This is a genomic window from Mesorhizobium sp. M0045 (assembly GCF_040323385.1).
Taxonomy (GTDB): domain Bacteria; phylum Pseudomonadota; class Alphaproteobacteria; order Rhizobiales; family Rhizobiaceae; genus Mesorhizobium.
This window is the reverse complement of sequence record NZ_JAMYUY010000005.1, coordinates 349,479-373,356: the sequence shown is the minus strand read 5'-3', so window position 1 is coordinate 373,356 and position 23,878 is coordinate 349,479. Positions and strand designations below refer to the sequence as shown.

At 62.3% G+C, this 23,878-nt stretch carries 25 protein-coding genes and 1 pseudogene; 18 read left to right on the top strand and 8 right to left on the bottom strand.

The features are described 5' to 3' along the window. Positions 1-71: 71 nt before the first annotated feature. A pseudogene (locus NKJ72_RS11330) lies at positions 72-386 on the bottom strand (DUF2628 domain-containing protein); the annotation flags it as partial. Positions 387-390: 4 nt separating this feature from the next. Next, positions 391-990, bottom strand: coding sequence for an imidazoleglycerol-phosphate dehydratase HisB (hisB, locus tag NKJ72_RS11325; protein WP_352477086.1), 600 nt, complete (start codon positions 988-990; stop codon positions 391-393). A 223-nt stretch (positions 991-1,213) separates the two neighbouring features. On the opposite strand from hisB, the gene hslV reads away from it, so the two are divergent. The 5 genes from hslV to NKJ72_RS11300 all read left to right on the top strand — a co-directional run bounded on the left by hslV (position 1,214) and on the right by NKJ72_RS11300 (position 5,359). Beyond that, on the top strand, positions 1,214-1,765 hold the full coding sequence (gene hslV, locus NKJ72_RS11320; RefSeq protein WP_254815927.1) for an ATP-dependent protease subunit HslV: 552 nt from the start codon (positions 1,214-1,216) through the stop codon (positions 1,763-1,765). Next, positions 1,755-2,297, top strand: a complete 543-nt coding sequence (locus NKJ72_RS11315; protein ID WP_352477085.1) for a GNAT family N-acetyltransferase — start codon at positions 1,755-1,757, stop codon at positions 2,295-2,297. The genes hslV and NKJ72_RS11315 overlap by 11 nt, the downstream gene beginning before the upstream one ends. A 4-nt stretch (positions 2,298-2,301) precedes the next feature. Next, on the top strand, positions 2,302-2,898 hold the full coding sequence (locus tag NKJ72_RS11310) for a DUF2585 domain-containing protein (RefSeq protein ID WP_352477084.1): 597 nt from the start codon (positions 2,302-2,304) through the stop codon (positions 2,896-2,898). Positions 2,899-2,902: 4 nt separating this feature from the next. Beyond that, positions 2,903-4,216, top strand: coding sequence for an ATP-dependent protease ATPase subunit HslU (gene hslU, locus NKJ72_RS11305; protein ID WP_352477083.1), 1,314 nt, complete (start codon positions 2,903-2,905; stop codon positions 4,214-4,216). 183 nt (positions 4,217-4,399) lie between these two features. Then, on the top strand, positions 4,400-5,359 hold the full coding sequence (locus NKJ72_RS11300) for a DUF1402 family protein (protein ID WP_352477081.1): 960 nt from the start codon (positions 4,400-4,402) through the stop codon (positions 5,357-5,359). A gap of 35 nt (positions 5,360-5,394) precedes the next feature. Here the strand turns inward: NKJ72_RS11300 and NKJ72_RS11295 are convergent, their stop codons facing one another. The 3 genes from NKJ72_RS11295 to NKJ72_RS11285 are packed head-to-tail and all read right to left on the bottom strand — an operon-like array spanning position 5,395 to position 8,112. Next, the gene (locus tag NKJ72_RS11295; RefSeq protein WP_352477108.1) at positions 5,395-6,624 is read right to left on the bottom strand and encodes an NAD(P)/FAD-dependent oxidoreductase; all 1,230 of its coding nucleotides are present in this window, start codon (positions 6,622-6,624) and stop codon (positions 5,395-5,397) included. A 2-nt stretch (positions 6,625-6,626) separates the two neighbouring features. Further along, the gene (locus NKJ72_RS11290) at positions 6,627-6,941 is read right to left on the bottom strand and encodes a MocE family 2Fe-2S type ferredoxin (RefSeq protein ID WP_352477080.1); all 315 of its coding nucleotides are present in this window, start codon (positions 6,939-6,941) and stop codon (positions 6,627-6,629) included. 40 nt (positions 6,942-6,981) lie between these two features. Further along, on the bottom strand, positions 6,982-8,112 hold the full coding sequence (locus NKJ72_RS11285) for a fatty acid desaturase family protein (RefSeq protein WP_352477107.1): 1,131 nt from the start codon (positions 8,110-8,112) through the stop codon (positions 6,982-6,984). Between the two features lie 131 nt (positions 8,113-8,243). On the opposite strand from NKJ72_RS11285, the gene NKJ72_RS11280 reads away from it, so the two are divergent. From NKJ72_RS11280 to NKJ72_RS11240, 9 genes are all read left to right on the top strand, one after another. After that, on the top strand, positions 8,244-9,275 hold the full coding sequence (locus NKJ72_RS11280) for a LacI family DNA-binding transcriptional regulator (protein ID WP_352477079.1): 1,032 nt from the start codon (positions 8,244-8,246) through the stop codon (positions 9,273-9,275). Between the two features lie 308 nt (positions 9,276-9,583). Further along, entirely contained in the window at positions 9,584-10,525 is a 942-nt protein-coding gene (locus NKJ72_RS11275; protein ID WP_352477078.1) for a sugar ABC transporter substrate-binding protein, read from the top strand. Positions 10,526-10,620: 95 nt separating this feature from the next. Then, on the top strand, positions 10,621-11,697 hold the full coding sequence (locus NKJ72_RS11270; RefSeq protein ID WP_292655972.1) for an ABC transporter permease: 1,077 nt from the start codon (positions 10,621-10,623) through the stop codon (positions 11,695-11,697). A gap of 2 nt (positions 11,698-11,699) precedes the next feature. Then, complete coding sequence (locus tag NKJ72_RS11265; RefSeq protein ID WP_254815918.1) at positions 11,700-12,467, top strand: ATP-binding cassette domain-containing protein; 768 nt, start codon at positions 11,700-11,702, stop codon at positions 12,465-12,467. Positions 12,468-12,532: 65 nt separating this feature from the next. Beyond that, positions 12,533-13,534, top strand: coding sequence for an inositol 2-dehydrogenase (gene iolG / locus NKJ72_RS11260; RefSeq protein WP_254815917.1), 1,002 nt, complete (start codon positions 12,533-12,535; stop codon positions 13,532-13,534). A 23-nt stretch (positions 13,535-13,557) separates the two neighbouring features. Further along, positions 13,558-14,352, top strand: coding sequence for an SDR family oxidoreductase (locus NKJ72_RS11255; protein ID WP_352477077.1), 795 nt, complete (start codon positions 13,558-13,560; stop codon positions 14,350-14,352). 84 nt (positions 14,353-14,436) lie between these two features. After that, complete coding sequence (locus NKJ72_RS11250; RefSeq protein ID WP_352477076.1) at positions 14,437-14,706, top strand: type II toxin-antitoxin system prevent-host-death family antitoxin; 270 nt, start codon at positions 14,437-14,439, stop codon at positions 14,704-14,706. Further along, positions 14,706-14,948, top strand: a complete 243-nt coding sequence (locus NKJ72_RS11245; RefSeq protein WP_352477075.1) for a hypothetical protein — start codon at positions 14,706-14,708, stop codon at positions 14,946-14,948. Before NKJ72_RS11250 ends, NKJ72_RS11245 begins: the two co-directional genes overlap by 1 nt. 269 nt (positions 14,949-15,217) lie before the next feature. Next, complete coding sequence (locus NKJ72_RS11240; protein ID WP_352477074.1) at positions 15,218-16,309, top strand: 3-deoxy-7-phosphoheptulonate synthase; 1,092 nt, start codon at positions 15,218-15,220, stop codon at positions 16,307-16,309. A gap of 48 nt (positions 16,310-16,357) precedes the next feature. Here NKJ72_RS11240 and NKJ72_RS11235 read toward each other — a convergent pair whose 3' ends face one another. Further along, entirely contained in the window at positions 16,358-16,993 is a 636-nt protein-coding gene (locus NKJ72_RS11235; protein WP_352477073.1) for a LysE family translocator, read from the bottom strand. A 127-nt stretch (positions 16,994-17,120) separates the two neighbouring features. On the opposite strand from NKJ72_RS11235, the gene NKJ72_RS11230 reads away from it, so the two are divergent. Further along, positions 17,121-17,822: a helix-turn-helix transcriptional regulator gene (locus NKJ72_RS11230; RefSeq protein WP_254815912.1), complete on the top strand. Its 702-nt coding sequence runs from the start codon at positions 17,121-17,123 to the stop codon at positions 17,820-17,822. A gap of 34 nt (positions 17,823-17,856) precedes the next feature. On the opposite strand, the gene NKJ72_RS11225 is transcribed toward NKJ72_RS11230, so the two are convergent. Next, complete coding sequence (locus tag NKJ72_RS11225; RefSeq protein ID WP_352477072.1) at positions 17,857-18,966, bottom strand: Gfo/Idh/MocA family protein; 1,110 nt, start codon at positions 18,964-18,966, stop codon at positions 17,857-17,859. Positions 18,967-19,119: 153 nt separating this feature from the next. Here NKJ72_RS11225 and NKJ72_RS11220 point away from each other — a divergent pair, with 153 nt between their 5' ends. Then, positions 19,120-19,965, top strand: a complete 846-nt coding sequence (locus NKJ72_RS11220) for a MurR/RpiR family transcriptional regulator (protein ID WP_352477105.1) — start codon at positions 19,120-19,122, stop codon at positions 19,963-19,965. On the opposite strand, the gene NKJ72_RS11215 is transcribed toward NKJ72_RS11220, so the two are convergent. Then, complete coding sequence (locus NKJ72_RS11215; protein ID WP_352477071.1) at positions 19,962-20,852, bottom strand: AraC family transcriptional regulator; 891 nt, start codon at positions 20,850-20,852, stop codon at positions 19,962-19,964. The two genes, NKJ72_RS11220 and NKJ72_RS11215, sit on opposite strands and share 4 nt — an antisense overlap. A gap of 136 nt (positions 20,853-20,988) precedes the next feature. On the opposite strand from NKJ72_RS11215, the gene NKJ72_RS11210 reads away from it, so the two are divergent. Then, positions 20,989-21,717, top strand: a complete 729-nt coding sequence (locus NKJ72_RS11210; RefSeq protein ID WP_352477070.1) for an SDR family oxidoreductase — start codon at positions 20,989-20,991, stop codon at positions 21,715-21,717. A 200-nt stretch (positions 21,718-21,917) separates the two neighbouring features. Next, positions 21,918-23,852 carry a bifunctional 5-dehydro-2-deoxygluconokinase/5-dehydro-2-deoxyphosphogluconate aldolase gene (locus tag NKJ72_RS11205; protein WP_352477069.1) on the top strand — a complete coding sequence of 645 codons (1,935 nt, stop codon included), beginning with the start codon at positions 21,918-21,920 and terminating at the stop codon, positions 23,850-23,852. Positions 23,853-23,878: the final 26 nt, after the last annotated feature.

The following is a 23,878-nucleotide window of genomic DNA, read 5'->3' as shown; positions in this document are numbered from 1 at the left end:
CCTGTTTTTTGCCCCCCTAACCCCCCCGGTTATCAAAAAAATTGGTGTTGGGGGGGGTGGGCTTCGTGGGGGGCCTCTCCTACGCCCCATTCATGCCAGCCGCGACGGCGCAGGGCTGCAATTCGCAAGCCTTGTCCCTCCAGCCCGACAAAGAGCATGACAAGGAAGGATAAAAGCGAGCCGGCTGTTTCCAGGTCCAGCCTTTCGCCCAGTATCGAGAGCAGGCCCATGGCGACAAACGCCAATGCCGCCTCGACCCACAGCCGGTGCCAGGCCAGCCACAGCGGCGGCACCAGGAAGCCGAGCCAGGCAAAGCCGTCACGGATAAAGGTGGTGTCCACGCTTTCACCGCGGCCTGGCGGCTCCATCACGACATAGATGGCCATGGCGTTACCCTTTCAGGGATCCCTTGGTGGAGGGAACCGCGTCCGGCTGGCGCAGGTCGCGCTCAAGTGCCGAACGCAACACACGCGCCACGGCCTTGAAGCAGGTCTCGGCGATGTGGTGGTTGTTGGCGCCGTAATGATTGGTGATATGCAGCGTGATGCCGGCATTCTGCGCCAGCGCGTGGAAGAATTCGCGCACCAGCTCGGTGTCGAACGTACCGATCTTCGGCGACGAGAACGAAACATTCCAGACCAGAAAAGGCCGGCCGGAGACATCGATTGCCGCCCGCGTCAGTGTCTCGTCCATGGCGAGGTCGATCGTGGCGTAGCGCATGATGCCGCGCCGCTCGCCCAATGCCTTGGCCAGCGCCTGGCCGAGCGCGATGCCCGTATCCTCGACGGTGTGGTGGTCGTCTATATGCAGGTCGCCCTTGGCCTTCACGGTCATGTCGATCAGCGAATGGCGCGACAACTGGTCCAGCATATGGTCGAAGAAGCCGACGCCCGTCGAAATGTCGGATTTGCCCGAGCCGTCGACTTGAACCGACACGGAGATGTCGGTTTCCCTGGTCTTGCGGCTTATCTCGGCGGAACGGGGCGCCATGACCTCATCCTTGTTTCAGATTTGCACGTCAGGCGTTCACAGGCCTGAAAACGAAAGCCTTCTAGCAGCATGATCCGGCGATTGCCAGTTACCGCTGCGGAGCACTATCCGGCCCGGCGGATGGCCGGTTTGCAATCGTCCGGCCTATGCATACATATGGCCGATCAAGTCACTCGTAACGCACCGATCGCCTCGATGGGATCGGTGCTTGTCGGAGCAGGAAATGTCGAATGAACTGACCATGCATGCCACGACCATCCTGACCGTGCGCAAGGGCGGCAAGGTGGTGATCGCCGGCGACGGCCAGGTCAGCCTCGGCCAGACGATCATGAAAGGCAACGCCAAGAAGGTGCGCCGCATCGGCAAGGGCGGCAACGTCATCGCCGGTTTCGCTGGCGCCACCGCCGATGCCTTCACTCTGCTCGAGCGGCTCGAAGCCAAGCTCGAACAATATCCCGACCAGCTGACACGCGCCTGCGTCGAGCTTGCCAAGGACTGGCGCACCGACCGCTATTTGCGGCGGCTGGAAGCGATGATGCTGGTGGCCGACAAGTCGGTGTCGCTGGCGCTGACCGGCACCGGCGACGTGCTGGAGCCCGAATTTGGCGTCATGGCCATCGGCTCCGGCGGCAATTACGCGCTGGCAGCGGCACGCGCGCTGATGGACAGCGACAAGGGCGCAGAGGAGATCGCCCGCAAGGCGATGCAGATCGCGTCAGACATTTGCGTCTACACAAACAACAACTTCGTCGTCGAAACCCTCGATGCCGCCTGAGCGGAGCCTCCGCTATGGTTTTCGGCCGGTGACCCAGAGGGACCTGCCGATGATCGCCGGCTGGCTTGCCGAGCCGCATGTCGCCGAGTGGTGGGACGACCCAGAGACCGAGATTGCGGAGATCCGCGAGCATATCGACAGCATTTCGGTCGAGCCGCTGATCATCGAGCTGGACGGAAAGCCCATCGGCTATTTGCAGAGCTACGATCCGCATCTGGAGGACGGCCATCCCTATAGCGACCAGCCGTTCGGCACGCTCGGCATCGATCTGTCGATCGGCGTGCCCGAGCTTGTCGGGGTCGGCCACGGCTCCGCGATCGTCCGGCAGTTCGTCGAGCAGCTTTTCGAGGAAGGTACGCCGCGCGTCATCATCGACCCGGACCCCGCCAATGCACGGGCTATCCGTGCCTATGAAAAGGCCGGTTTTACGGCTATCGATCGCAGGAAGTCGGAATATGGCGATGCCGTGCTGATGGCCATTGATGCCCCAGAGGGTGATGCCGGACAGGGTGACGCAGAAGAGGGGCAATAACAGCATGAGCGTATCCAGCGACAAAACCGTCTCGGCCTACGAAGACAGTTGGCGAATGGGGCTCCTGCTGGTTCTCGGCCTGGTCATCTTCCAGGCCGGGGTCCTCTACGGCATGGGGCGGACGCCGATCTGTAGCTGCGGCTATGTCAAGCTGTGGCACGGCATCGTGCAAAGCTCCGAGAATTCCCAGCATATTTCCGACTGGTACAGCTTCTCGCACATCATTCACGGCTTCCTGTTCTATGCGCTGGCGTGGTTCCTTTTCCCGCGCTCGCCGATCGGGCTCAGGCTGGCGTTTGCGGTCGTCATCGAGGGCGGCTGGGAGCTGCTCGAGAACAGTCCTTTCATCATCGACCGCTACCGCGCCGGCACGATCTCGCTCGATTATTATGGCGACAGCATTGTCAATTCGGTGTCGGACACGCTGGCCATGGTGCTGGGGTTTGTCATGGCGCGAAGGCTTCCTATATGGGTGATCGTCACCCTCGCCCTCATCTTCGAATTCGGTGTCGGCTATCTCATCCGGGACAATCTGACACTCAACGTGATCATGCTGCTGCATCCATTCGAGTCCATTCGGCAGTGGCAAAGTGGAATTTAGTGATATGAGCACCTTCTCTCCCCGCGAAATCGTTTCGGAACTCGACCGCTTCATCATCGGCCAGAAAGATGCCAAGCGTGCGGTGGCGATTGCCTTGCGCAACCGTTGGCGCCGCCAGCAGCTCGAGGGCCAGATGCGCGAAGAGGTGATGCCGAAGAATATCCTGATGATCGGCCCGACCGGTGTCGGCAAGACCGAGATTTCACGCCGCCTGGCGCGCCTTGCCGGTGCGCCTTTCGTTAAGGTCGAGGCCACCAAGTTCACCGAGGTCGGTTACGTCGGCCGCGACGTCGAGCAGATCATCCGCGATCTGGTCGAGATCGCCATCGGGCTGGTGCGCGAGAAGATGCGCGAGGACGTCAAGGCGCGTGCCCACGTCAACGCCGAGGAACGGGTGCTCGAAGCGCTCGTCGGCAAGACGGCGAGCCCGGCCACCCGCGACAGTTTCCGCAAGAAGCTGCGCGACGGCGAGCTCGACGACAAGGAGATCGAGATCGAAGTGGCCGATACCGGCAATGGCGGCATGCCTGGCTTCGAGATCCCCGGCATGCCGGGCGCCAATATCGGCGTGCTCAACATCAACGACATGCTGTCGAAGGCGATGGGCGGCAAGAAGACCAAGTTGCGCAAGACGACCGTCAAGGAGTCCTACGGGCTGTTGATCAGCGACGAGTCCGACAAGCTGCTCGATCAGGACGAAGTGGTGCGCAGGGCTCTCGAATCGACCGAGAATGACGGCATCGTCTTCCTTGACGAGATCGACAAGATCGCCTCGCGCGAAGGCGGCATCGGTGCTGGTGTTTCGCGTGAAGGTGTGCAGCGAGACCTGCTGCCGCTGGTCGAAGGCACCACGGTTGCGACCAAATATGGACCGGTGAAGACCGACCATATCCTGTTCATCGCCTCGGGCGCGTTCCACGTCGCCAAGCCCTCCGACCTGCTGCCGGAATTGCAGGGCCGCCTGCCGATCCGCGTCGAGCTGCGGGCGCTGGAGAAGGACGATTTCGTCCGCATCCTCACCGAGACCGAAGCCAGCCTGATCAAGCAATATATCGCGCTGATGAAGACCGAAGGCGTCGACCTGGTCTTCACCGATGACGCGATCGATTCGTTGGCCGGCATCGCCGTCGACCTTAACGCCAGCGTCGAGAATATCGGCGCCAGGCGGCTGCAGACGGTGATGGAACGGGTGCTGGACGACATCTCCTATGACGCGCCGGACCGTAACGGCACCTCGGTGACAATCGATGCCGCCTATGTCGAGAAGCATGTCGGCGACCTCTCCAGAAACACGGACTTGTCGCGTTTCATCTTGTAGGAGACTCTTGATTCTCCAAGAGGCCGGGGAATTACTCCCGGCCTCCGTCAAATTCAGCCCGGCATTCCGGAGGTGTGGCCAAATGGAAGCATCCGGCAAGCTTTCGTCCCGTCCGGTGCAGGCGTCTCTCGACTCCCGGTGGAGCATTACCTAGTTTGCCGCCGATTATTTGGGCGGTGGCGCATGAAAAAACTGATCCTCGTCATTTTGGGGCTGACGCTGGCGACAGCCATGTTCGCCGCGCAAGCGGCAACGATGGTGCCGCCGGGCAACCGCAACACCGAGCAGCCTGACATACCGGGCGCATCGAGCCGGCGCACCCAGGCGACCAACACCACCTTCCAGGCGAAATACCGCAAAGTCTTTGCGCTGCTCCAGAACGATGCCGAGTTGCGCGGCAAGATCAAGCAGGCAGCCGCGGCCTATGGCATCGACCCAATGCATATCGTCGGCGCCATCGTCGGCGAGCACACCTACAATGTCGATGCCTACGACCGGCTGCAGACCTACTACGTCAAGGCGATCTCGTATTTATCGAGCAAGCTCTCCTTCGCCTATGACGGCGAGGACATCACCGATTTCGTGCAGCGGCCGCAATTCGCCAAATGCGCCGGGACGTCCGATAGCTACGACCTATGGGAGTGCCGCGAGCAGGTGTGGAACCGGTCGTTCCGCGGCAAGACCGTCAACGGCGAGAGCTTCCCCGACGACCGCTTCGGTGCCACTTTCTTCCAACCTTATTATGCCGGCCAGACTTTTGGCCTTGGCCAGCTCAATCCGTTGACGGCGCTGGAAATGAGCGACCTCGTGCACAAGGTTTCCGGCCTGCCGGAACTCGACGTCAGCGACCCCAACGCGGTCTACAAGACCATCATGGATCCTGACCTGACACTGCCTTATGTCGCAGCAACGATCCGGAAATCGATCGACGCCTATAGAAGCATTGCCGGCTTCGACATCTCAGGCAATCCCGGCCTCACGTCGACGCTCTACAATGTCGGCAGCCCCGAACAGCGCGCCTATGCGCTGAAGGCCGAGAACGACAAGCGCCGCGCTGCGGGCGAGCCGGAAAAACTGCCTGAGGAAAATTACTATGGCTGGCTGATCAACGACAAGCTGCCGGAGCTGAAAGCGCTGTTTTAGCCAAACGCGTTCGGCCAACTATCCACGCCCTCAGCTCACGCCGCCAGCAGCGACTTCAGCTTGACCGTTTGCGAGCCTAGCGCTTCCGGCGCCGGCTTTGCCTGCTTTGCAATCAGCATCTCTGCCAGCCTTATGTCGCGGGCGACCGCGTTGCCGGGGCCGATGCCGCTTGCCGCAACCAGCCTGCCGTCCTCGGCCAGATGAAACAGGATGAAGGCGCCGTCGCCAACGTCGCGGCGAACGATGCTGCGGCCTTGGTCCGACAGGCCGGCGATCTGCAGGGTCAATCCGTACTGATCCGACCAGAACCAAGGCACCGCCGAATGCGCCTCGCCGGCGCCAAGCATGTTCCTTGCGGCGAGTGCGCCCTGCTCCTGCGCATTGCGCCAGGCTTCCAACCGCACGCGCCGGCCGCCATAGATGGCGAGCGGAAACGAACAGCAATCGCCTGCGGCAAAGATATGCCGGTCGCTGGTGCGAAGCTCGGCGTCGACGGCGACACCATTGTCGATGGTCAGCCCCGCCTCCGCGGCAAGTCCGGTCACCGGCACGGCGCCGATGCCGATCACGGCAAGATCGGCGACAATGTCGTGCCCACCGGCAAGCGCGATTCGCACGTCGGCGCCGTCATCGGCAATGGCCGCGATGCCCTCGCCGCACAGGATTTTTACGCCTTCGGCTTCATGCGCCTGATGGATGACCTGCGCGATCTCGGCCGGCACGCCGCGCATCAGAATGCGCGGCTGCGCCTCGATGACGGTGACCGCGGCACCCAGACTGCGCGCCGCCGCGGCGAGCTCGAGCCCGATGAAGCCGCCGCCGACTATGGCGATGCGATTGCCGGCGTTGAGATGGGCACGAATGGCCAGCGCATCGTTGAAGGTTCGCAGATAGACGCAGCGCCCGCCAAGGCCCGGCATAGGCAGTTTGCGCGGCACCGAACCGGTCGCCAGCAGGAGCTTGTCGTAGGCCAGGGCGGAACCGTCGGACAGGCGCACGACATGCGCCGTGCGGTCGATCGCCACAGCCAGAACCGAATGGATATGCCGGATAGAGCGCTCGGCCAGGATCGCGTCGCTGGCGATCGCCTTGATCAGGGGCGCGTCGGCGACCATCGCGTCTTTCGACAGCGGCGGGCGCTCATAGGGAAGATGCGGCTCGTCGCCGACCAAGGTTACGGGGCCATCATAGCCGAGCTCGCGCAGCGCAAGGGCGGCGCGCCCGCCGCATTCGCCGGCGCCGATGACGACCATTCCCTTCGTCATCATCAACCGATCCGGACAAGGACTTTGCCGGCGTCGACTTTGACCAGATAGGTCCTTAGATCGACGCAGACAGGCGCGCCCCTGGCAGCCCCTGTCTTGTAGTTGAAGCGGCCATTGTGCTTCGGGCATTCGATGATGTCGTCCATGACCAGCCCGTCGGCCAGATGCACCTTCTCATGCGTGCAAAGCCCGTCGGTGGCGAAATACTCGTCGTTGGGGCTGCGATAGATAGCAAAGGTGCGGCCGCCATGGTCGAAGCGCATCACGTCCTCTTCGTCGATGTCCTCGGCGTCACAGGCCTCGACCCAGTCGCTCATTTACGGGTCCCTCGATTTTTGGTGCCTCGGCATGGCCTTGTCATTCGGCAGCCACCGCAGCGGTAGCGTTGTCGTTGTGGAAGTGCTCGCGATAGGGCCTCGCCGTCGGCGGCAGTTCGCGCTTGATGAAATAATCCTCATTGCGCAGCTGCCGCAGGAAGGTCGGTATCATCTCGCGGTAGCCGGCCAGGATGGACGGTGTCGGCGCCGGCAGATCGTGCTTGATCAGCTCATGCAGCCTGGGCAGCGCATGATAGGGCACCATGGGAAACATGTGATGCTCGACGTGGTAGTTCATGTTCCAGTAAATGAAGCGGCTTATCGGGTTCATGTAGACGGTGCGGCTGTTGAGCCGGTGATCGGTGACGTTTTCAGCCAGGCCGCCATGCTGCAGCAGGCCGACCATGACATGGTGCCACGCGCCGTAAAGCCTGGGCAGCCCGACCAGCATCAGCGGCAGGAACGAGCCCGTGTAGAGCGCCAGCACGATGGTCGCGGCATAGACTGTCGTCCAGATGCGGGCAATGCCAATTGCCTTCGGCTGCTCCTGGTCGGGAATGAAGGTTCTTTCGGCCGGACTGACGATACCGGCTGCATTGCGCAGCATGTCCCTCATCGCATGCCAGGCGTCGAGAATGCCGACGAAGTTGAGCACGACGCGCAGCAGATCGGGCGGACGCATCACCGAGATCTCCGGATCGCGGCCGACGATGATGGTATCGGTATGGTGGCGCGTATGGCTCCAGCGCCAGGTCACCGGGTTGCGCATGATCATGAAGCAGGCGATCTGATAGACCACGTCGTTCATCCACTGCGTCCTGAAGGCGGTGCCGTGGCCGCATTCGTGGCAGCGTGAATCGGTGGAGGAGCCGTAGAGGACGCCGTAGACGAAGAAGAACGGCACGCACCACCAGCTGCCCCAGAACCAGACGCCGCCGGCTCCGCTCAGGATTAAGGCGCCGAGCCAGATGACCGTATCGCGGATCGCCGGGCCGTCGGAGCGCTGCATCAGCTCCTTCATCTGCTTGCGTGGCACGTGCGTGTGATACCACTCGGCCGCCGCCAGCCCGTTCTCGATGGCGAGCTTCGCGTCGCGGCCGATCAGGCTGTAGTCACGCCGGGACGCTGCTGTGGCGATCGTGTTCCCGGTTCGGAGTCCAATATCCACCATGGCGGAGGCCTCGATCATAGTCGGTCCGCATTCAAATAACGCCGAAGCCTGATAGGCTCAATATCACAAAGATAGTTTCTATCATTTTCCATCATAATGGTGTAAAAGCAGGACAATAGAGCGAGGCAGCGATGGCGAAACGGCCGACGATTACCGACCTGGCACGCATTTCGGGGGTCAGCGTCGCCACCGTCGACCGGGTGCTGAACAACCGGTTGCCGGTGCGCGAGGAAACCGCGCGCCGCGTCTATGAAGCGGCGACCAGCATTGGCTATCACGCAGCCGGGCTGATCAAGCAGCGGATGCGCCATGAATTGCCGGAGTATCGGCTCGGGTTCCTGCTGTTGCGGCGGGAGGACGTCTTCTACAACGAATTTGCCCGCGAGCTTGAACTGGCGGTATCGCAGTCGCCGCGCTTTCGCGGCGTGGCGACCATCGACTTCGCCGGCTCGCTGGCGCCGGACGAGATCGTCGAGCGGATGCGCAAGCTGGCCGCCAAATCCAGGGCCGTCGCCCTGGTCGGGCCTGATCACCCGACGCTGACGGTCGCCGTCGAGGCTCTCAAAGCCAATGGCGTGCCGGTGTTCTCCCTGCTTTCCGACTTTGCGTCCGGTATTCGCGAGGGCTATGTCGGCCTGGACAATCGCAAGGTCGGCCGCACCGCCGCCTGGATGATCTCGAAGGCTGCGAAGAGGCCTGGCAAGGTTGCCCTCTTCGTCGGCAGCCATCGCTTCCATGGCCATGAGCTTCGCGAGATCGGTTTTCGCTCCTTCTTTCGCGAGCAGGCGCCGGAATTCACTCTGCTCGAGACGTTGGTCAATCTGGAAGCAAACCAGATCACGCATGATGCAATGATCGAGCTTCTAGCCCGCCACCCTGATCTCGTCGGCTGCTATGTCGCCGGTGGCGGCATGGAAGGCGCGATCTCGGCGCTGAGGGAGGCAAAGCCGGCAGAGATGCCGGCGGTCGTCTGCAACGAGATCACGCCCGATTCCCGCTCGGCGCTGGCGGATAATTTTCTGACGATGGTGATCTCGACGCCACTGGCAGCGCTTTGCCGCGAGCTTGTCGGGCTGATGGCGCATGCCATCGAGAGCGGCGCTGCGAATGCGCCGGGCCAGACCTTTCTGCCCTTCGACATCTATCTGCCGGAAAACATCTGACGTCGCGGTCATTGGCGGCAGACATGATGTAATCTATCAGAACGCTTTCAGGCTTGGCTTGCCTGAGCGTCCGTCCAAATGCGCTTGAAATGCCGAAAATCCATCCTTCATGGCGAAATCTCGCTTGACGCCCACGCGAAATGGAATAAATATTTCACCGACTGAGCATTTTGGTTCTTTCGTTCCGGAAGATCTGTTTCAGGCAAATGCCTCCGGAACTAAAATGGCAATCGGGAGAGAATTCCCTGCGAGATCGGGGATTCCGGGTAGATCGGTGCAGCCGGACACCAATGTGGAGGAGAAATAAAATGAAAAAACTGCTGTTGGGCGTCGCGTTCGTGGCGCTGATGAGTTCGTCCGCCTTCGCTGCCAAGATCGGCGTGTCGATGGCGTTGTTCGACGACAATTTTCTCACCGTGCTGCGCAATGGCATGATCGAGCAGGCCAAGGGCATGGACGGCGTTGAACTGCAGGTGGAGGATGCGCAGAACGACGTCGCCAAGCAACTCGACCAGATCAAGAACTTCGCCGCCTCGGGCGTCGACGCCATCATCGTCAACCCGGTCGACACCTCGGCTACCCAGGCGATGTCGGACGCAGCCGCCGCCGCCAAGATTCCACTGGTCTATGTCAATCGCGAGCCGGTCAACGTCGACACGCTGCCCGAAAACCAGGCCTTCGTCGCCTCGAACGAAGCCGATTCCGGCACGCTCGAGACCAAGGAGGTCTGCCGCCTGTTCAAGGAGGCCGGCAAGACTGAAGCCAACGTCTATGTGATCATGGGCGAACTGTCGAACCAGGCAGCGGTGCAGCGCACCAAGGACATTGACGATGTGATCGCCACGCCGGAGTGCAGCTTCATCAAGATCATCGATAAGCAGACGTCGAACTGGAAGCGCGAAGAAGCGCAGAACCTGATGACCAACTGGCTGTCGACCGGCAAGCCGTTCGACGGCGTCATCGCCAACAATGACGAAAGCGCGATCGGCGCCATTCAGGCGATGAAGGCCGCCAACATCGACATGAAGTCGGTTGTCGTCGGCGGCGTCGACGCTACCCAGGACGCGCTTGCGGCGATGCAGGCGGGCGATCTCGATGTGACGGTGTTCCAGGACGCGGCCGGCCAGGGCGCCGGCGCGCTTGACGCGGCGCTCAAGCTGGCGAAGGGCGAAAAGGTCGAGCACAAGGTCTACATCCCGTTCCAATTGGTCACGCCGGCGAATATCGACAAGTTCCTGAAGAAGAACTGAGGCAGCGGACCGGAGCGGCGCACCAGCGCCGCTCCTCCTTCTCTCTCGGCCTGAAGAGCGGCCGAAAGAGACTGTGGCTGACGGAGGAAGCACGATTGGCACAGACATCTCACGGCGTCGGCGGCCTCAGCTATGATGCGAAGCGGCGCGCATGGCCGGCCGAATTCAACGTCTTCCTGGCGCTCGTCATCCTGGTCGGCGCTTTCGAGCTGATCGGCCGGGTCTTCCTGGGCGACAGCTTCCTGTTCAATACCCGCGACAATATCGATGCGATCTTCAACGAAGCGCGCCTGCAGATCATCATCCTGCAGGTGTCGATCGTCGGCATCATTGCCATCGGCGTGACGCAGGTGATCATTACCGGCGGCATCGACCTGTCCTCAGGTTCGATCGTTGGCGCCACGGCAATGATCGCCATGAGCTTCGCCCAGGTGGCGACCGTCAACGGCAACCCGAACCCCAAGGCGATGTTCATCGCCCAGGGCTGGACCGACCTGCCGGTGATCGTGCCGGTGCTGGTCGCGATCGGCTGCGGACTGCTGGCCGGCCTGGTCAACGGTGCATTGATCGCCTACACCCGCATTCCGCCGTTCATCGCCACGCTCGGCATGATGGTCACCGCGCGCGGCATCGCCAAATGGTGGTCGAAGGGACAGCCGATCTCGTTTCCGACCGAAAGTTTCGCCGCCATCGGCAAGGGGCTGATGCCGGTCATCATCTTCATATCGCTCGCGGTGCTGTTTCAGCTGATCCTGAGCTACACCAAATATGGCAAGCACTGCTATGCAATCGGCTCCAATGAGGACGCCGCGCGCATGTCCGGCATCAACATCGCCAACCACAAGATCCTCGTCTACGTCATTGCCGGCGTCCTCGCCGCGCTCGCCGCCGTGGTGCTGAGCTCGAAGAATCTCACCGCCCAGGCCGGCATGGGTGTGATGTACGAACTCGACGCGATCGCCATGGCGGTTATCGGCGGCGTCTCGCTGTCGGGCGGCCGCGGCTCGATTATCGGGACGGTGATCGGCTCGCTGATCTTCGGCGTCATCATCTCCGGCTTCACCTTTCTGCGCCTCGACGCCTATTATCAGGAGATGGTCAAAGGCGTGATCATCGTCGGCGCAGTCGTTCTCGACCAGTGGCGCCAACGCCTGCGGGCAATGAGGGCTTGACCATGTCGGACATCGTCCTGAAGACGGAAAACCTGACCAAGTATTATGGCGGCGTCCATGCGCTGGAGGGTGCCAACTTCGAGCTGCGCAAGGGCGAGCATGTCGCTATCATGGGCGACAACGGCGCTGGCAAATCGACCTTCGTACGCCAGATCACCGGCGTCGAGCAGCGCACCAGCGGCAGGATGTGGTTCGACGGCAAGGAAGTGAATTTTGCCGGCCCGATCGAAGCCCGCGAGGCGGGCATCGAGACGGTGTTCCAGAACCTGGCGCTCGCCGACGACCTCGACGTGCCGTCGAACCTGTTCCTCGGCCGCGAGCGGGTGCTGTTCAATCTAGGACCCTTCTCGATCCTCGATCGCAAGTTCATGCGCAAGGCGACCGAGGCAGCCTTGGTCCGCACGGCGGTCAAGATCCCCAATCTTTCCAACACCATCCGCCATATGTCGGGCGGCCAGCGCCAGTGCGTGGCAATTGCCAGAACCGCGACCTTTGCTTCCAAGCTCATCATCATGGATGAGCCGACCGCGGCACTCGGCGTGCAAGAGACGATGCAGGTCGAAAACATCATCCGCACGCTGAAGGAAAATGGCGAACCGCTGATCCTGATCTCTCACAACATGCGCCAGGTGTTCGACCTGGTCGACCGCATCGTCGTTTTCCGGCGCGGCCGCATCGTCGCCAATTTGCGCAAGCAAGACACCGACGGCAACGATATCGTCTCCTACATCACCGGTGCCAAGACCGGGCAGGCGGAGCTTGCGGCGTAACGGCAACGAGGCCACCGGCGCTGACACGCCTTCCCTTCCCAACCATCCTCAAAGGAAAATTCTTCATGCCTCTTCGCTTTGCTCTTCTCGGTGCCGGCCGTATCGGCAAGGTCCATGCTCGCGCCGTTGGTTCCAATCCGCAGGCCAGGCTGGTTGCAGTTGCCGACGCCTTCGAGAAGGCGGCGACCGATCTGGCCTCTGCCTATGGCGCCGAAGTGCGCAGCATCGATGCCATCGAGAAGGCCGGCGATATCGATGCGGTCGTCATCTGCACGCCGACCGACACTCATGCCGATCTGATCGAGCGCTTCGCCAAAGCGGGTAAAGCGATTTTCTGCGAGAAGCCGATCGACCTCGACGCCGCCAGAGTGGAACGTTGCCTGGCCGTCGTCGACAAGGCCGGCGCCACCCTGATGGTCGGCTTCAACCGCCGCTTCGATCCGCATTTTGCCGCCGTGCGCAAGGCGATCGACGACGGCGCCATCGGCACCGTCGAAATGGTGACGATCACCTCGCGCGATCCCGGCCCGCCGCCGCTCGACTATATCGGCCGCTCGGGCGGCATCTTCCGCGACATGACCATTCATGATTTCGATATGGCGCGCTTCCTGCTCGGCGAGGAGCCGGTGGCGGTCAGCGCGCACGCTTCGGTGCTGGTCGACAAGAAGATCGGCGAAGCCGGCGACTTCGACAGCGTCAGCGTCATTCTCGAGACCGCCTCCGGCAAGCAATGCGTCATCTCCAACTCGCGCCGCGCCACCTATGGCTACGACCAGCGCATCGAGGTGCATGGCTCGAAAGGCATGATCGCGGCCGAAAACCAGCGGCCGGTGTCTATCGAACTGGCCAACGAGAAAGGTTATACGCGGCCGCCGCTGCACGATTTCTTCATGACCCGTTATCTCGACGCCTATGCCAACGAGATCGCCGCCTTCATCGCGGCAGCGACGTCGGGCAAGAAGGCGGCGCCGAGCGGCCAGGATGGCCTGGTGGCGCTCAGGCTGGCAGATGCGGCGCTGAAATCGGCCAAGGAAGGCAAGACCGTCCGCCTCGACAAAACAATCTGACTATCAAGCACAGGAGCAAGGCGATGAACGGTTCAGCTGGTCGCAATTCCGAAACACGCGCCATCGTCACCGGCGGCGCGCAAGGCATCGGCTTTGCCGTCGCCGAAGCGCTGGCCGATGAGGGCTGCCGGGCGCTGGCGCTGATCGGCCGCTCGCAGGAGAAAGGCGACAAAGCTGTCGCCACTCTCAAGCGGGCAGGTGTCGATGCCATCTTTATCAGCGCCGACGTCTCAGAGGTGGCCGACTGCAAGCGTGCGGTCGAAATGGCGATTGGCCATTTCGGTACCGTCAACGCGCTGGTCAACGCCGCTGCCACCTCGGCTCGCGGCTCGCTGGTCGAGACCTCCGAGGATCTCTTCGACCAGATATTCCAGACCAATGTGCGCGGCCCGTTTTTCCTGATGCAGGGCGTGGTGGCGCATTTGCTGGCGCGCAAGGCACCGGGCTCGATCGTCAACGTGCTGTCGATGTCGGCGCATTGCGGCCAGTCGTTCCTGGCACCCTATTCGTCGAGCAAAGGTGCGCTGGCGACACTGACCAAGAATGTCGCCAATGCCTATCGCGGCAATCGCATCCGCTGCAATGCGGTGCTGCCCGGCTGGATGGACACCGAGGGCGAAGCGACCGTGCAGAAAAAATGGCACGACGCGCCGGACGACTGGCTGGAAAGGGCCGAGGCCGCACAGCCGATGGGTCAATTGGTGAAACCGGCACAGCTTGCCAGGTTGATCAGCTATATGATCAGCCCGCAGTCCGGCGTCATGACCGGATCGCTGGTCGACTACGACCAGAGCATCGCGGGGGCGTCGCCGGAGTAAGGCCAGCTGAGTGGCCCCGCGTCTGTTGCGTCGGCATCGCCATTCCCACATAGTCAACGTAGTCGGACTAGTCACGGGATTAAGATGCCGCCTGCACCTAAGAATACCAATTGGACGGTCGCCGGGGCAAAAGCCCGGCTCTTAGAGGTCATCGAGCGCGCGCAGTCGGCGCCGCAGACGATCACCAGAAACGGCAAACCGATCGTGGTTGTCGTCTCGGCCGAGGAATGGCAGCGCAAGACCGCACGCAAGGGTACGCTTGCGAAGTTCCTGTTGGACTCCCCGCTGCGCGGCGCCGATCTCAACCTTGGGCGTCAGCGTGACGAACCGCTAGGGCGGCAAGAGCACGTCTGATGCATCCCTATTGGATCAAGGTAAGCGGCCACCTCGGGGTTGGCGTCACCGCGCAATCGGAAGCCGACGCGCTACAACTCTTTTCGCTTGCCTTTGGGTCTGCCGAGAATGTTGTCGGCATCGAGATCATCAAGGACATGAATGACCTTGACCAGAATCACGTCATACCCAATCTGGGCGTGGTCAACTGGTTTCGGCGTGGCATCTGGTTTCCCCAAGGCCAGGAGCACATTTCAAACTGAGACACTGCTTCGCCTCATCACCCACGTGACAAGCGCCCCGGCATCGATTATATGAACCGCATGATCAACCTGACCGCCACGTATTGGTACTTTAGCAGCTCGCTGGCGGCGGGAGGATTGCGCTCGATCTGAAGATTGCAGCATCAAAAATCCGAACAGCCGCCAGACCTGGCGGCTTTTTTGTTTGCCGGCAGGTCTCCTAAAGCATGATCCCGAAAAGTGGCATCCGGTTTTCGGATCATGCTCCAAACAAACAGGAGCAGAAAGCCGTGTTGACGACCACAGACGATCTTCGGGTCAAAGAAATAAGGGAATTGAGCACGCCGGACGAGGTGATGCGGGAGATACCGCGCACGCTGACGGCGACGCGCACCGTTGCCGCATCACGCAACGCGATCCACGCCGTGCTGACCGGCGCCGACGACCGGCTGGTGGTTGTCGTCGGCCCCTGTTCGATCCACGACCCGGCCGCTGCCGTAGACTATGCCAGTCGTCTGGCGACGCTGCGCGAAAGCCTGTCGGACCGGCTGGAGATCGTCATGCGGGTGTATTTCGAGAAGCCGCGCACGACGGTCGGCTGGAAAGGCCTGATCAACGATCCCGATCTCGACGGCAGCTTCAACATCGACAAGGGGTTACGGATGGCCCGCAACGTGCTCTCCGCGGTCAACAATCTCGGCCTTCCAGCGGCCACCGAATTCCTCGATATGGCCACCCCGCAATATATTGCCGACCTCGTCGCCTGGGGAGCGATCGGCGCGCGCACGACCGAGAGCCAGATCCATCGCGAACTGGCGTCAGGCCTGTCCTGCCCGGTCGGCTTCAAGAACGGCACCGACGGCAATTTGCGGATCGCCGCCGAAGCCGTGAAATCCGCCGCCCAGCCGCATCATTTCATGGCGGTGACGAAAGGTGGGCGCAGCGCCATCGCTACGACCGCCGGCAACGAGGACTGCCACGTCATTCTGCGCGGCGGTATTGTGCCGAATTATGACGCGGCAAGCATTGCTGCTGCCTGCGCGGAACTCGGCCGGATCGGCGTGGCGCCGCGGCTGATGATCGATGTCAGCCACGCCAACAGCAGCAAGAAGCCGGAAAACCAGCCAGGGGTGGCAGCCGAGGTGGCGTGCCAGGTCGCGGCGGGCGACGAGCGCATCATCGGCGTTATGATCGAGAGCAACCTTGTCGCCGGCCGGCAGGATGTCGTGCCGGGCAAGCCGCTTGTCTATGGCCAGAGCATCACCGATGGCTGCATCGACTGGGCAACCACCGAGACGGTGCTTTACGGCCTTGCCGACGCGGTCGAGCGGCGCCGGTCGGTGCGACGCGCCATGATATCAAGCCGTGCGGGAGCCGCATGACCCGGCCGGCGCCGCTGCCATGGACGTTGCGCCCTTCGGGCTCGGAATTCACGCCGCCTTCAGGCCTTCCCAGACGGTGAGCGCCGAAACCGCAACGAGAAGCAGTCCGGCCGCCCGGCCGGCAAGAGCGGTTGCCCTTGGGTTGGCGACCAGCAGATCCCGGCTGCGACCGGCGGTAATCGCGAGTCCGCCATAGACAGCGAACTGCGTGGCGATCGTCATCAGCCCCATGATGATCGCCTGCATCCAGATCGGGCCGTAATCCGGCCTCAGAAACTGCGGATAGACGGCAAGAACAAAGAGATAGGCCTTTGGATTGATCAGGCAGGTCATGATCCCCTGGCGAAAGGCCTTCCATGCGGAGCGGCTGGCGGCAGGGCCGTCATGGCCGACGGTGATGGAGCTGCGCATCAGCGTGATGCCGATAAAGGCCATGTAGGCGGCACCGGCAATCAGCAGCGGATTGAAGAGGATCGGCAAGAAATGCATGAGCAGGCCGACGCCGAGCGCGCCGTTCAGCGTATGCACCACGCCGCCCAGCATGATGCCGCCGGTCGCCGCAAGCCCTCTGCTGCTGCCGCCGGTCAGCGCATTGGCAAGCACGAAAAGCATGTCCATGCCGGGCACGATGATGATGCCGACAAGGAGGACAAAGAAGAGCCAGAGGTTTGCCGCGTAGTCCATGTCAGTTGCCTGTCGCCTCATGCAGGCGAGCTGCAGAGGAACTTGTTGATTTTCAATCCGATAGGCGATCCTATAGGTCAGTCCAACTGACGAGGTGTTGTCAGTTGCCTTCGGGCCGAGTGAGGGAATGCGCAAGGCGTCGCGTCTGTTCGAGATCATCCAGATCCTGCGGCTGGCGAGGAAGCCGGTGACGGCGGCAATGATCGCCGAGCGGCTGGAGGTGACGGTGCGCTCGGTCTATCGCGACATTGCCGCGCTGCAGGCGATGCGGGTGCCGATCGAGGGCGGGCGCGGCATCGGCTACATATTGCGTCCTGGCTTCGACTTGCCGCCGTTGATGTTTTCGATCGAGGAGATGGAGGCGATCGTACTGTCTCTCGCGCTGCTCGAACGCACGGGCGACAGCGAGCTCAAGCAGGCGGCCAAGCGCGTCAGCGCCAAGATCGCCGGCGCGGTGCCGCCGCCTTTGCGCCAAACGCTCGACGCCAATCAGTTGCATGCATGGGGTTTTGCCGCGCCATCGGCCTCCGCGGTCGATCTGGCGTTGGTGCGCCGTGCCATCCGCGACGAGGCCAAGCTGGACCTTTCCTACCGCGACGAACTGGGCCGAGCCACCGAGCGCATCATCTGTCCGATCGCCCTCATCTACTACTCCGAAACCGCCAACATCGTTGCCTGGTGCGAGCTGCGCCAGGCAATCCGCAATTTCCGCAGCGACCGGATCGAGGATTGCCAGGCGACGGGACTATGGTTCAAGGGTGAAGGCGACGGTTTGCGGCAGGTCTGGGTGAACGGGTGGGAAACGGACACCTCAGCCGCAGGCGGCTGAAGCGGCCACTGTGAAGCGGATGCTGGGGGAGGGGCTACCTCACGTCCTCCCAGCGGCTCTCACTGAACGACCTGGCCATCGCGTGCACGGTGCGCTCGATCTCCAAGCCTTCGTCGAAGTCGATGATGCGCGCCGGCTTGCCGGCCAGCCGCGTCAAAAGTTCCCTGCATTCGATGATCTTGAGGTCGTTGAAGCCAAGCCCGTGGCCGGGTGCCGGCAGGAAGGCGTCGTAGGGCTTGTGGTGCGGCGCCACCAGGATGGTGCGATAGCCTTGCTCGGTCGGCCGGTCGGCTGTCAGATAGAGCTGGAACTCATTCATCCGCTCCTGATCGTACAGGATCGAGCCCTTCGAGCCAAAAATCTGGATGGCGATCCGGCCTTTGCGGCCCCAGGCCGAACGGTTGACCAGCAGCGTCCCGGCGATGCCGTTTTCGAGATGCATCAGGATACTGGCGATGTCGTAGGTTTCGACCGCGCGGCGCCCGCCAGAGGCGACGCGGCGTTCGGCATAGGGTTTGGCCATGTCGCACATGACGCGGGCAACGCGGCCGAACAGCACGGCGATGAGCGAAAGCGGATGCACGGCGAAATCGTCGAGCGCGCCGTAACCGGACGCCGCCTCGTGCTTCCAGAAGAACAGCGCCTCCGGATCGGCCATGAAGTCCTCGTCCATCTCGATGCGCAGATGGTTGACCTCGCCGATGATCTTCTCGTCGAGCAGCGCGCCGATATGGCGGATTGCGGGGTTCTGGATGTAGTTATAGCCGAGCGCGGCGACTTTGCCGGACTTTTGGGCCGCCGCAGCCATTGCTTGCGCCTCCGCAAAACTCGGCGCCATCGGTTTTTCACACCACAGATGCTTCCCAGCTTCGAGGATGGCGATGGCCATTTCCGGGTGGAACTGGTTCGGCGTGGTCAGCGAGATGACATCGACGTCGGGATCGTCGACCACCGCGCGCCAGTCACCGGAGGCTTTGGCGAAGCCGAATTCGCTGGCACGCCGTTTGGCAAGGTCCTCGTTGACCTCGCCCAGATGAACCAGCCTTGGCTTGTCCACATCGGAAAAGACGGTACCAACCGCGTTCCAGGCAATGGCGTGGCACTTGCCCATGAAGCCCGTGCCGATAAGACCTACCCCGACCATCCGCTTGCCTCCCTGTGTGCAAAGTTTGTGTGGATGAATTAGTCCATTTTGTCTGCAGATGGAACGCTTGTCTCATTTTTTATGGTGTTCTTGCACAGGCCCGCTATGATGGGGCACAGAGGGAACCAGACGATGAGCCTGGGCGGAGCGACGATGGACGAACGGGTGCCGCGCGATTTCGAGACGCTGCGGGCGACGATCCTGGAGCGGCGCCAGAGCCTGCCGAAACGTATCGCCCAGATCGCCGCCTATGCGCTCGACAACCCAGACGATATCGCCTTCGGCACCGCCGCCAGCATCGCCGCTTCCGCCGGTGTCCAGCCTTCGACGCTGATCCGCTTTGCCCAGCAGCTTGGTTTTGATGGTTTCACCAGCCTGCAGTTGGTGTTTCGCGAGCGTCTGCGCGAGCGCAACTCGTCCTACGATGAAAGGCTGGCGGCATTGCGCGCCAAGGCCGAGGAAGGCGCCGGCCACCGCGCGATTTTCGACGGTTTTGTTGCCGCAGCCAGCACCTCGCTCAACGACATTTCGCGCACGCTGAATGAAGACCATTTCGAAGATGCAATCGCCTTGCTGGCCAAGGCCGAAACCATTTACGTGCTGGCCAAGCGGCGCTCCTACCCGGTCGCCTCCTACATCGCCTACGCATTGGGCAAGCTCAAGATCCGCAACCAGCTGATCGAATCGGCCGCCGGCCTCAATGCGGAGATGATCGGCTTTGCCTCTCCAAGGGACGCCGTCATCGCCATAAGCTTCTCACCCTATGCCCCGGCCACCATCGAGGAGGCGCGCGTCATTTCGGAACAAGGCGTGCCGATCGTGGCGATTACCGACTCCTCCTTTTCGCCGCTCGCCCAGTTCGCCAGGGTCTGGTTCGAGGTCGCCGAGGCCGATTTCGCCGGCTTCCGCTCGCTGTCCGCGACGATGGCCTTGGCCATGGCGCTGACTGTCGCCGTCGGCGAGAAGCGGCGCGACAGCGGCAGGAAGCGCAAGCCTTAGAGCACCTCTATTGCCGTTTCGCCTCCTGCCAAAAGCCGCGCTGCGTCGCGGGCAGGCGGCGATCCGAACTGGCGGGCATACTCCCGGCTGAACTGGGAAGCACTCTCATAGCCGACAGCGAAGGCGACACGCGCCACGTTGCCCGGCTGGGCAATCAGCAGATGGCGGGCTTCCAGCAAGCGGATTTGCTTTTGATACTGGATTGGGCTCATGGCCGTCGCCGCCTTGAAGTGACGATAGAACGCAGCACTACTCATATGGGCGATTTCGGCCAGATCCCCGACCCGGACCGGCTGATGGGGATGCGAGCGGATCCGGGCGATCGCCTGGCCAATCCGGGACAGATGGCCGTCGGCGCGCGCAAGTTCACGAAGCTTTCCGCCTTGCGGGCCTTGCAGGAGCCGAAACAGCATCTCCCGCTCGAGCATGGCCGCGAGCACGGGAATCTCCGCTGGCCGGTCAAGTAGCCGCAGCATTCGACGCAACGCGTCGAGCAGGTCGTCATCAACGGGAGAGGTGGAGAACCTGTCGCCGCCGAGGACCGGCCCGTGCTCAACGAGGAGCGCGGCGACAGCCTGCAGGTCAAGGGTCAAGCCAATGGCCAGATAAGGACGTGCGGCGCTCGCTTCGACTATCTGGCTGATGCTGGGCGTCTCGACAGTGTAGATGAAATAGCTGGCCGGGTCGTAACGAAGAGCCCGGTCGCCGATCAGAACCGTCTTCGCGCCCTGCAATACGAATAAGACCTCCGACCCCCACACACCCGGCAATGGCGCCGTCGCGACTTCGCTGCGGCCGATCGAAACGCGGGGAATCGCCGTTCTTATTCTTCGCCCGCGCGCATGGCGGCCGGCGATTTCGATCAACTCCTGCAGCGGCTCGCTCATTGCGCCAGCATCGCGCATTCGCACCGGCCGCGCAACAGCGTGAGAGGATTAGGCAAGAGCTGGAGAGTTTCCGGCGCGCGGAGCCCGCTGCCTCGCGCCATTTGTGGGTCTTCCACAGCAAACATGGAGACACGATATGACGACATCGAAAACTGCGCTGGTGACCGGCGCCAACAAGGGTATAGGCCGTGAAATCGCCCGGCGAATGGCGACCATGGGCTTCAAGGTCTGGCTCGGCGCCAGGAGCGCCGAACGCGGCATGGCGGCGGCGCAGGCATTGCGTGCCGAAGGCCACGACGTGGAGTGGCTTGAGCTGGACGTCACGAGGGATGACAGTGTGAAGGCGGCAGCCGAGGCGTTCGGGCAGGCCAGCCCCCGCCTTGACGTGCTGGTGAACAACGCCGGCGTCGCCATCAACTACGACCTGCCGCCGAGCCAGCAGCGGATCGCCGATATCCAGGCCACCTACGACGTCAATGTCTTCGGCCCGATCCGCGTGACCCAGGCATTCCTGCCGCTGCTGCTGGCAGCACCTGCTGCGCGGATCGTGATGGTGAGCAGCTCCACCGGCTCCATCGGCCCGGCGCTGGATCCCGCCACCGCGAACCACGCCGTCAATATGATGGGCTACGGCAGCTCCAAGACAGCGTTAAACGCCATCACGGTGGCCTTCGCCAGGGAGCTCGCACCGCAAGGCATCAAGGTCAACGCCGCCGCGCCTGGCTACACTGCCACCGATCTCAACGGCTATAAAGGTCACCGTACGGTGCAGCAGGCGGCCGAGATCGTCATTCACCTGGCGACCTTGGACGCCGATGGCCCGACCGCCGGGTACTTCAACGATGATGGCCCACTTCCTTGGTGAATCAGCTGGTCTCAGTGGTAGACACTTGACGTTCGTCTGACTTCAAAGTTTCTGAACGCGCGAGCCTTGCACAGCACTTTTCAGCCTTGGGAATGCTCGTTCCATATTGACTATGGATTGGAATTATTATTTCATATTGCCGGCGCCACGCTGCCGCTCGCGCGTGTTACCCAAGACAACAAAGCCGATGGGAGGTTCGAATGGGCGAGGCCGTGGAAGCGAAATATTCGCCGCTCGACATCATCACGATCGGCCGCGCTTCCGTCGATCTCTACGGCCAGCAGATCGGCTCGCGCCTTGAGGACATTACTTCCTTTGCCAAGTCGGTCGGCGGCTGTCCGGCCAATATCGCAGTCGGCACTGCCAGACTAGGCCTGCGCTCGGCGCTGCTCACCCGCGTCGGCAATGAGCAGATGGGCCGCTTCATCCGCGAGCAGCTGACCCGCGAGGGCGTTTCGGTCCAAGGCCTCAAGGCCGATCCGGAGCGGCTGACCGCCCTGGTGCTGCTGTCGGTCGAGGATGAAGGCGTCTCGCCGATGATCTTCTATCGCAGCGATTGCGCCGACATGGCGCTTTCGGAAGACGACATCGATGAGGCGTTCATCGCTTCGGCACGCGCGATCGTCGTCACCGGCACGCATTTTTCACGACCCAACAGCGACGCCGCCCAGCGCAAGGCGATCCGTGTCACGAAAGCCAATGGCGGCAAGGTGGTGTTCGACATCGACTACCGCCCCAACCTCTGGGGTCTCGCCGGCCACGCCGAAGGCTTTGAGCGCTATGTGAAATCCGACCGCGTGTCGGCGCGGCTGAAGACGGTGCTGCCCGACTGCGATCTCATCGTCGGCACCGAAGAGGAAATCATGATCGCGTCGGGCGCAGACGATTGCCTGAGCGCGCTGAAAACCATCCGCTCGCTGTCGGCGGCAACCATCGTGCTGAAGCGCGGCGCCATGGGCTGCATCGTCTATGACGGGCCGATCAGTGACGATCTCGAGGACGGTATCGTCGGCAAGGGGTTTCCTATCGAGGTCTACAATGTGCTTGGCGCCGGCGACGCCTTCATGTCGGGCTTCCTGCGCGGCTGGCTCGGCGAGGAAAGCCTGGCGACGGCGGCGACCTGGGCCAATGCCTGCGGGGCATTTGCCGTGTCGCGGCTCCTCTGCGCACCTGAATACCCGACCTTCGAGGAATTGCAGTTCTTCCTGAAAAACGGCAGCAAGCACCTGGCGCTGCGCAAGGACGAGGCGATCAACCACATCCATTGGGCGACCACGCGCCGGCGCGACATCCCCTCGCTGATGGCGTTCGCCTGCGACCACCGCGTCCAGTTGGAGGACGTCGCGGCAAAAGCCGGCGCCGATCCGTCGCGGATCCCGGCTTTCAAGGTGCTGACTGTCAAGGCTGCGGCCAAAGTCGCGGCCGGCCGCGCCGGCTATGGCATGCTGCTCGACGAAAAATACGGACGCGAGGCGATGTTCGAATTCGCCCACCATTCCTTCACCTGGCTCGGCCGGCCGGTCGAGTTGCCGGGTTCGCGGCCGCTTCGCTTCGAGTTCTCGCAAGACATTGGTTCGCAACTGACCGAATGGCCGGTCGACCACTGCATCAAGTGCCTGTGCTTCTATCATCCCGATGATCCGGCGGAGCTGAAGACCGAACAGCAGCAGAAACTGCGCGCTTTGTTCGAGGCCGCGCGGAAAGTGGGCAGAGAACTTCTGGTGGAGATCATCGCCGGCAAGCATGGCAAGCTCGACGACATGACCATCCCGCGCGCGCTCGAGGAACTCTACGCACTCGGCATCAAGCCCGATTGGTGGAAGCTCGAACCGCAGGCATCGCACGGCGCATGGGCAAAGATCGAGGCGGTGATCCTGAAAAACGATCCGTGGTGCCGCGGGATTGTGCTGCTCGGTTTGGAAGCGCCGCAGGACGAGCTGGAAGCGGCCTTTGCCGCCACCGCCAAGGCGCCCATCGTCAAGGGCTTTGCCGTCGGCCGCACCATCTTCATCAACGCGGCCGAACAATGGCTTGCCGGCAAGATGTCGGACGATGAAGCGGTTGCCGACATGGCATCTCGCTTCGAGAGACTGACCGAGGCGTGGCTTGCCGCGCGCGGCCGCAAAGCAGCATAAGAAGGCGCGGCATAAGGACTGCGGAG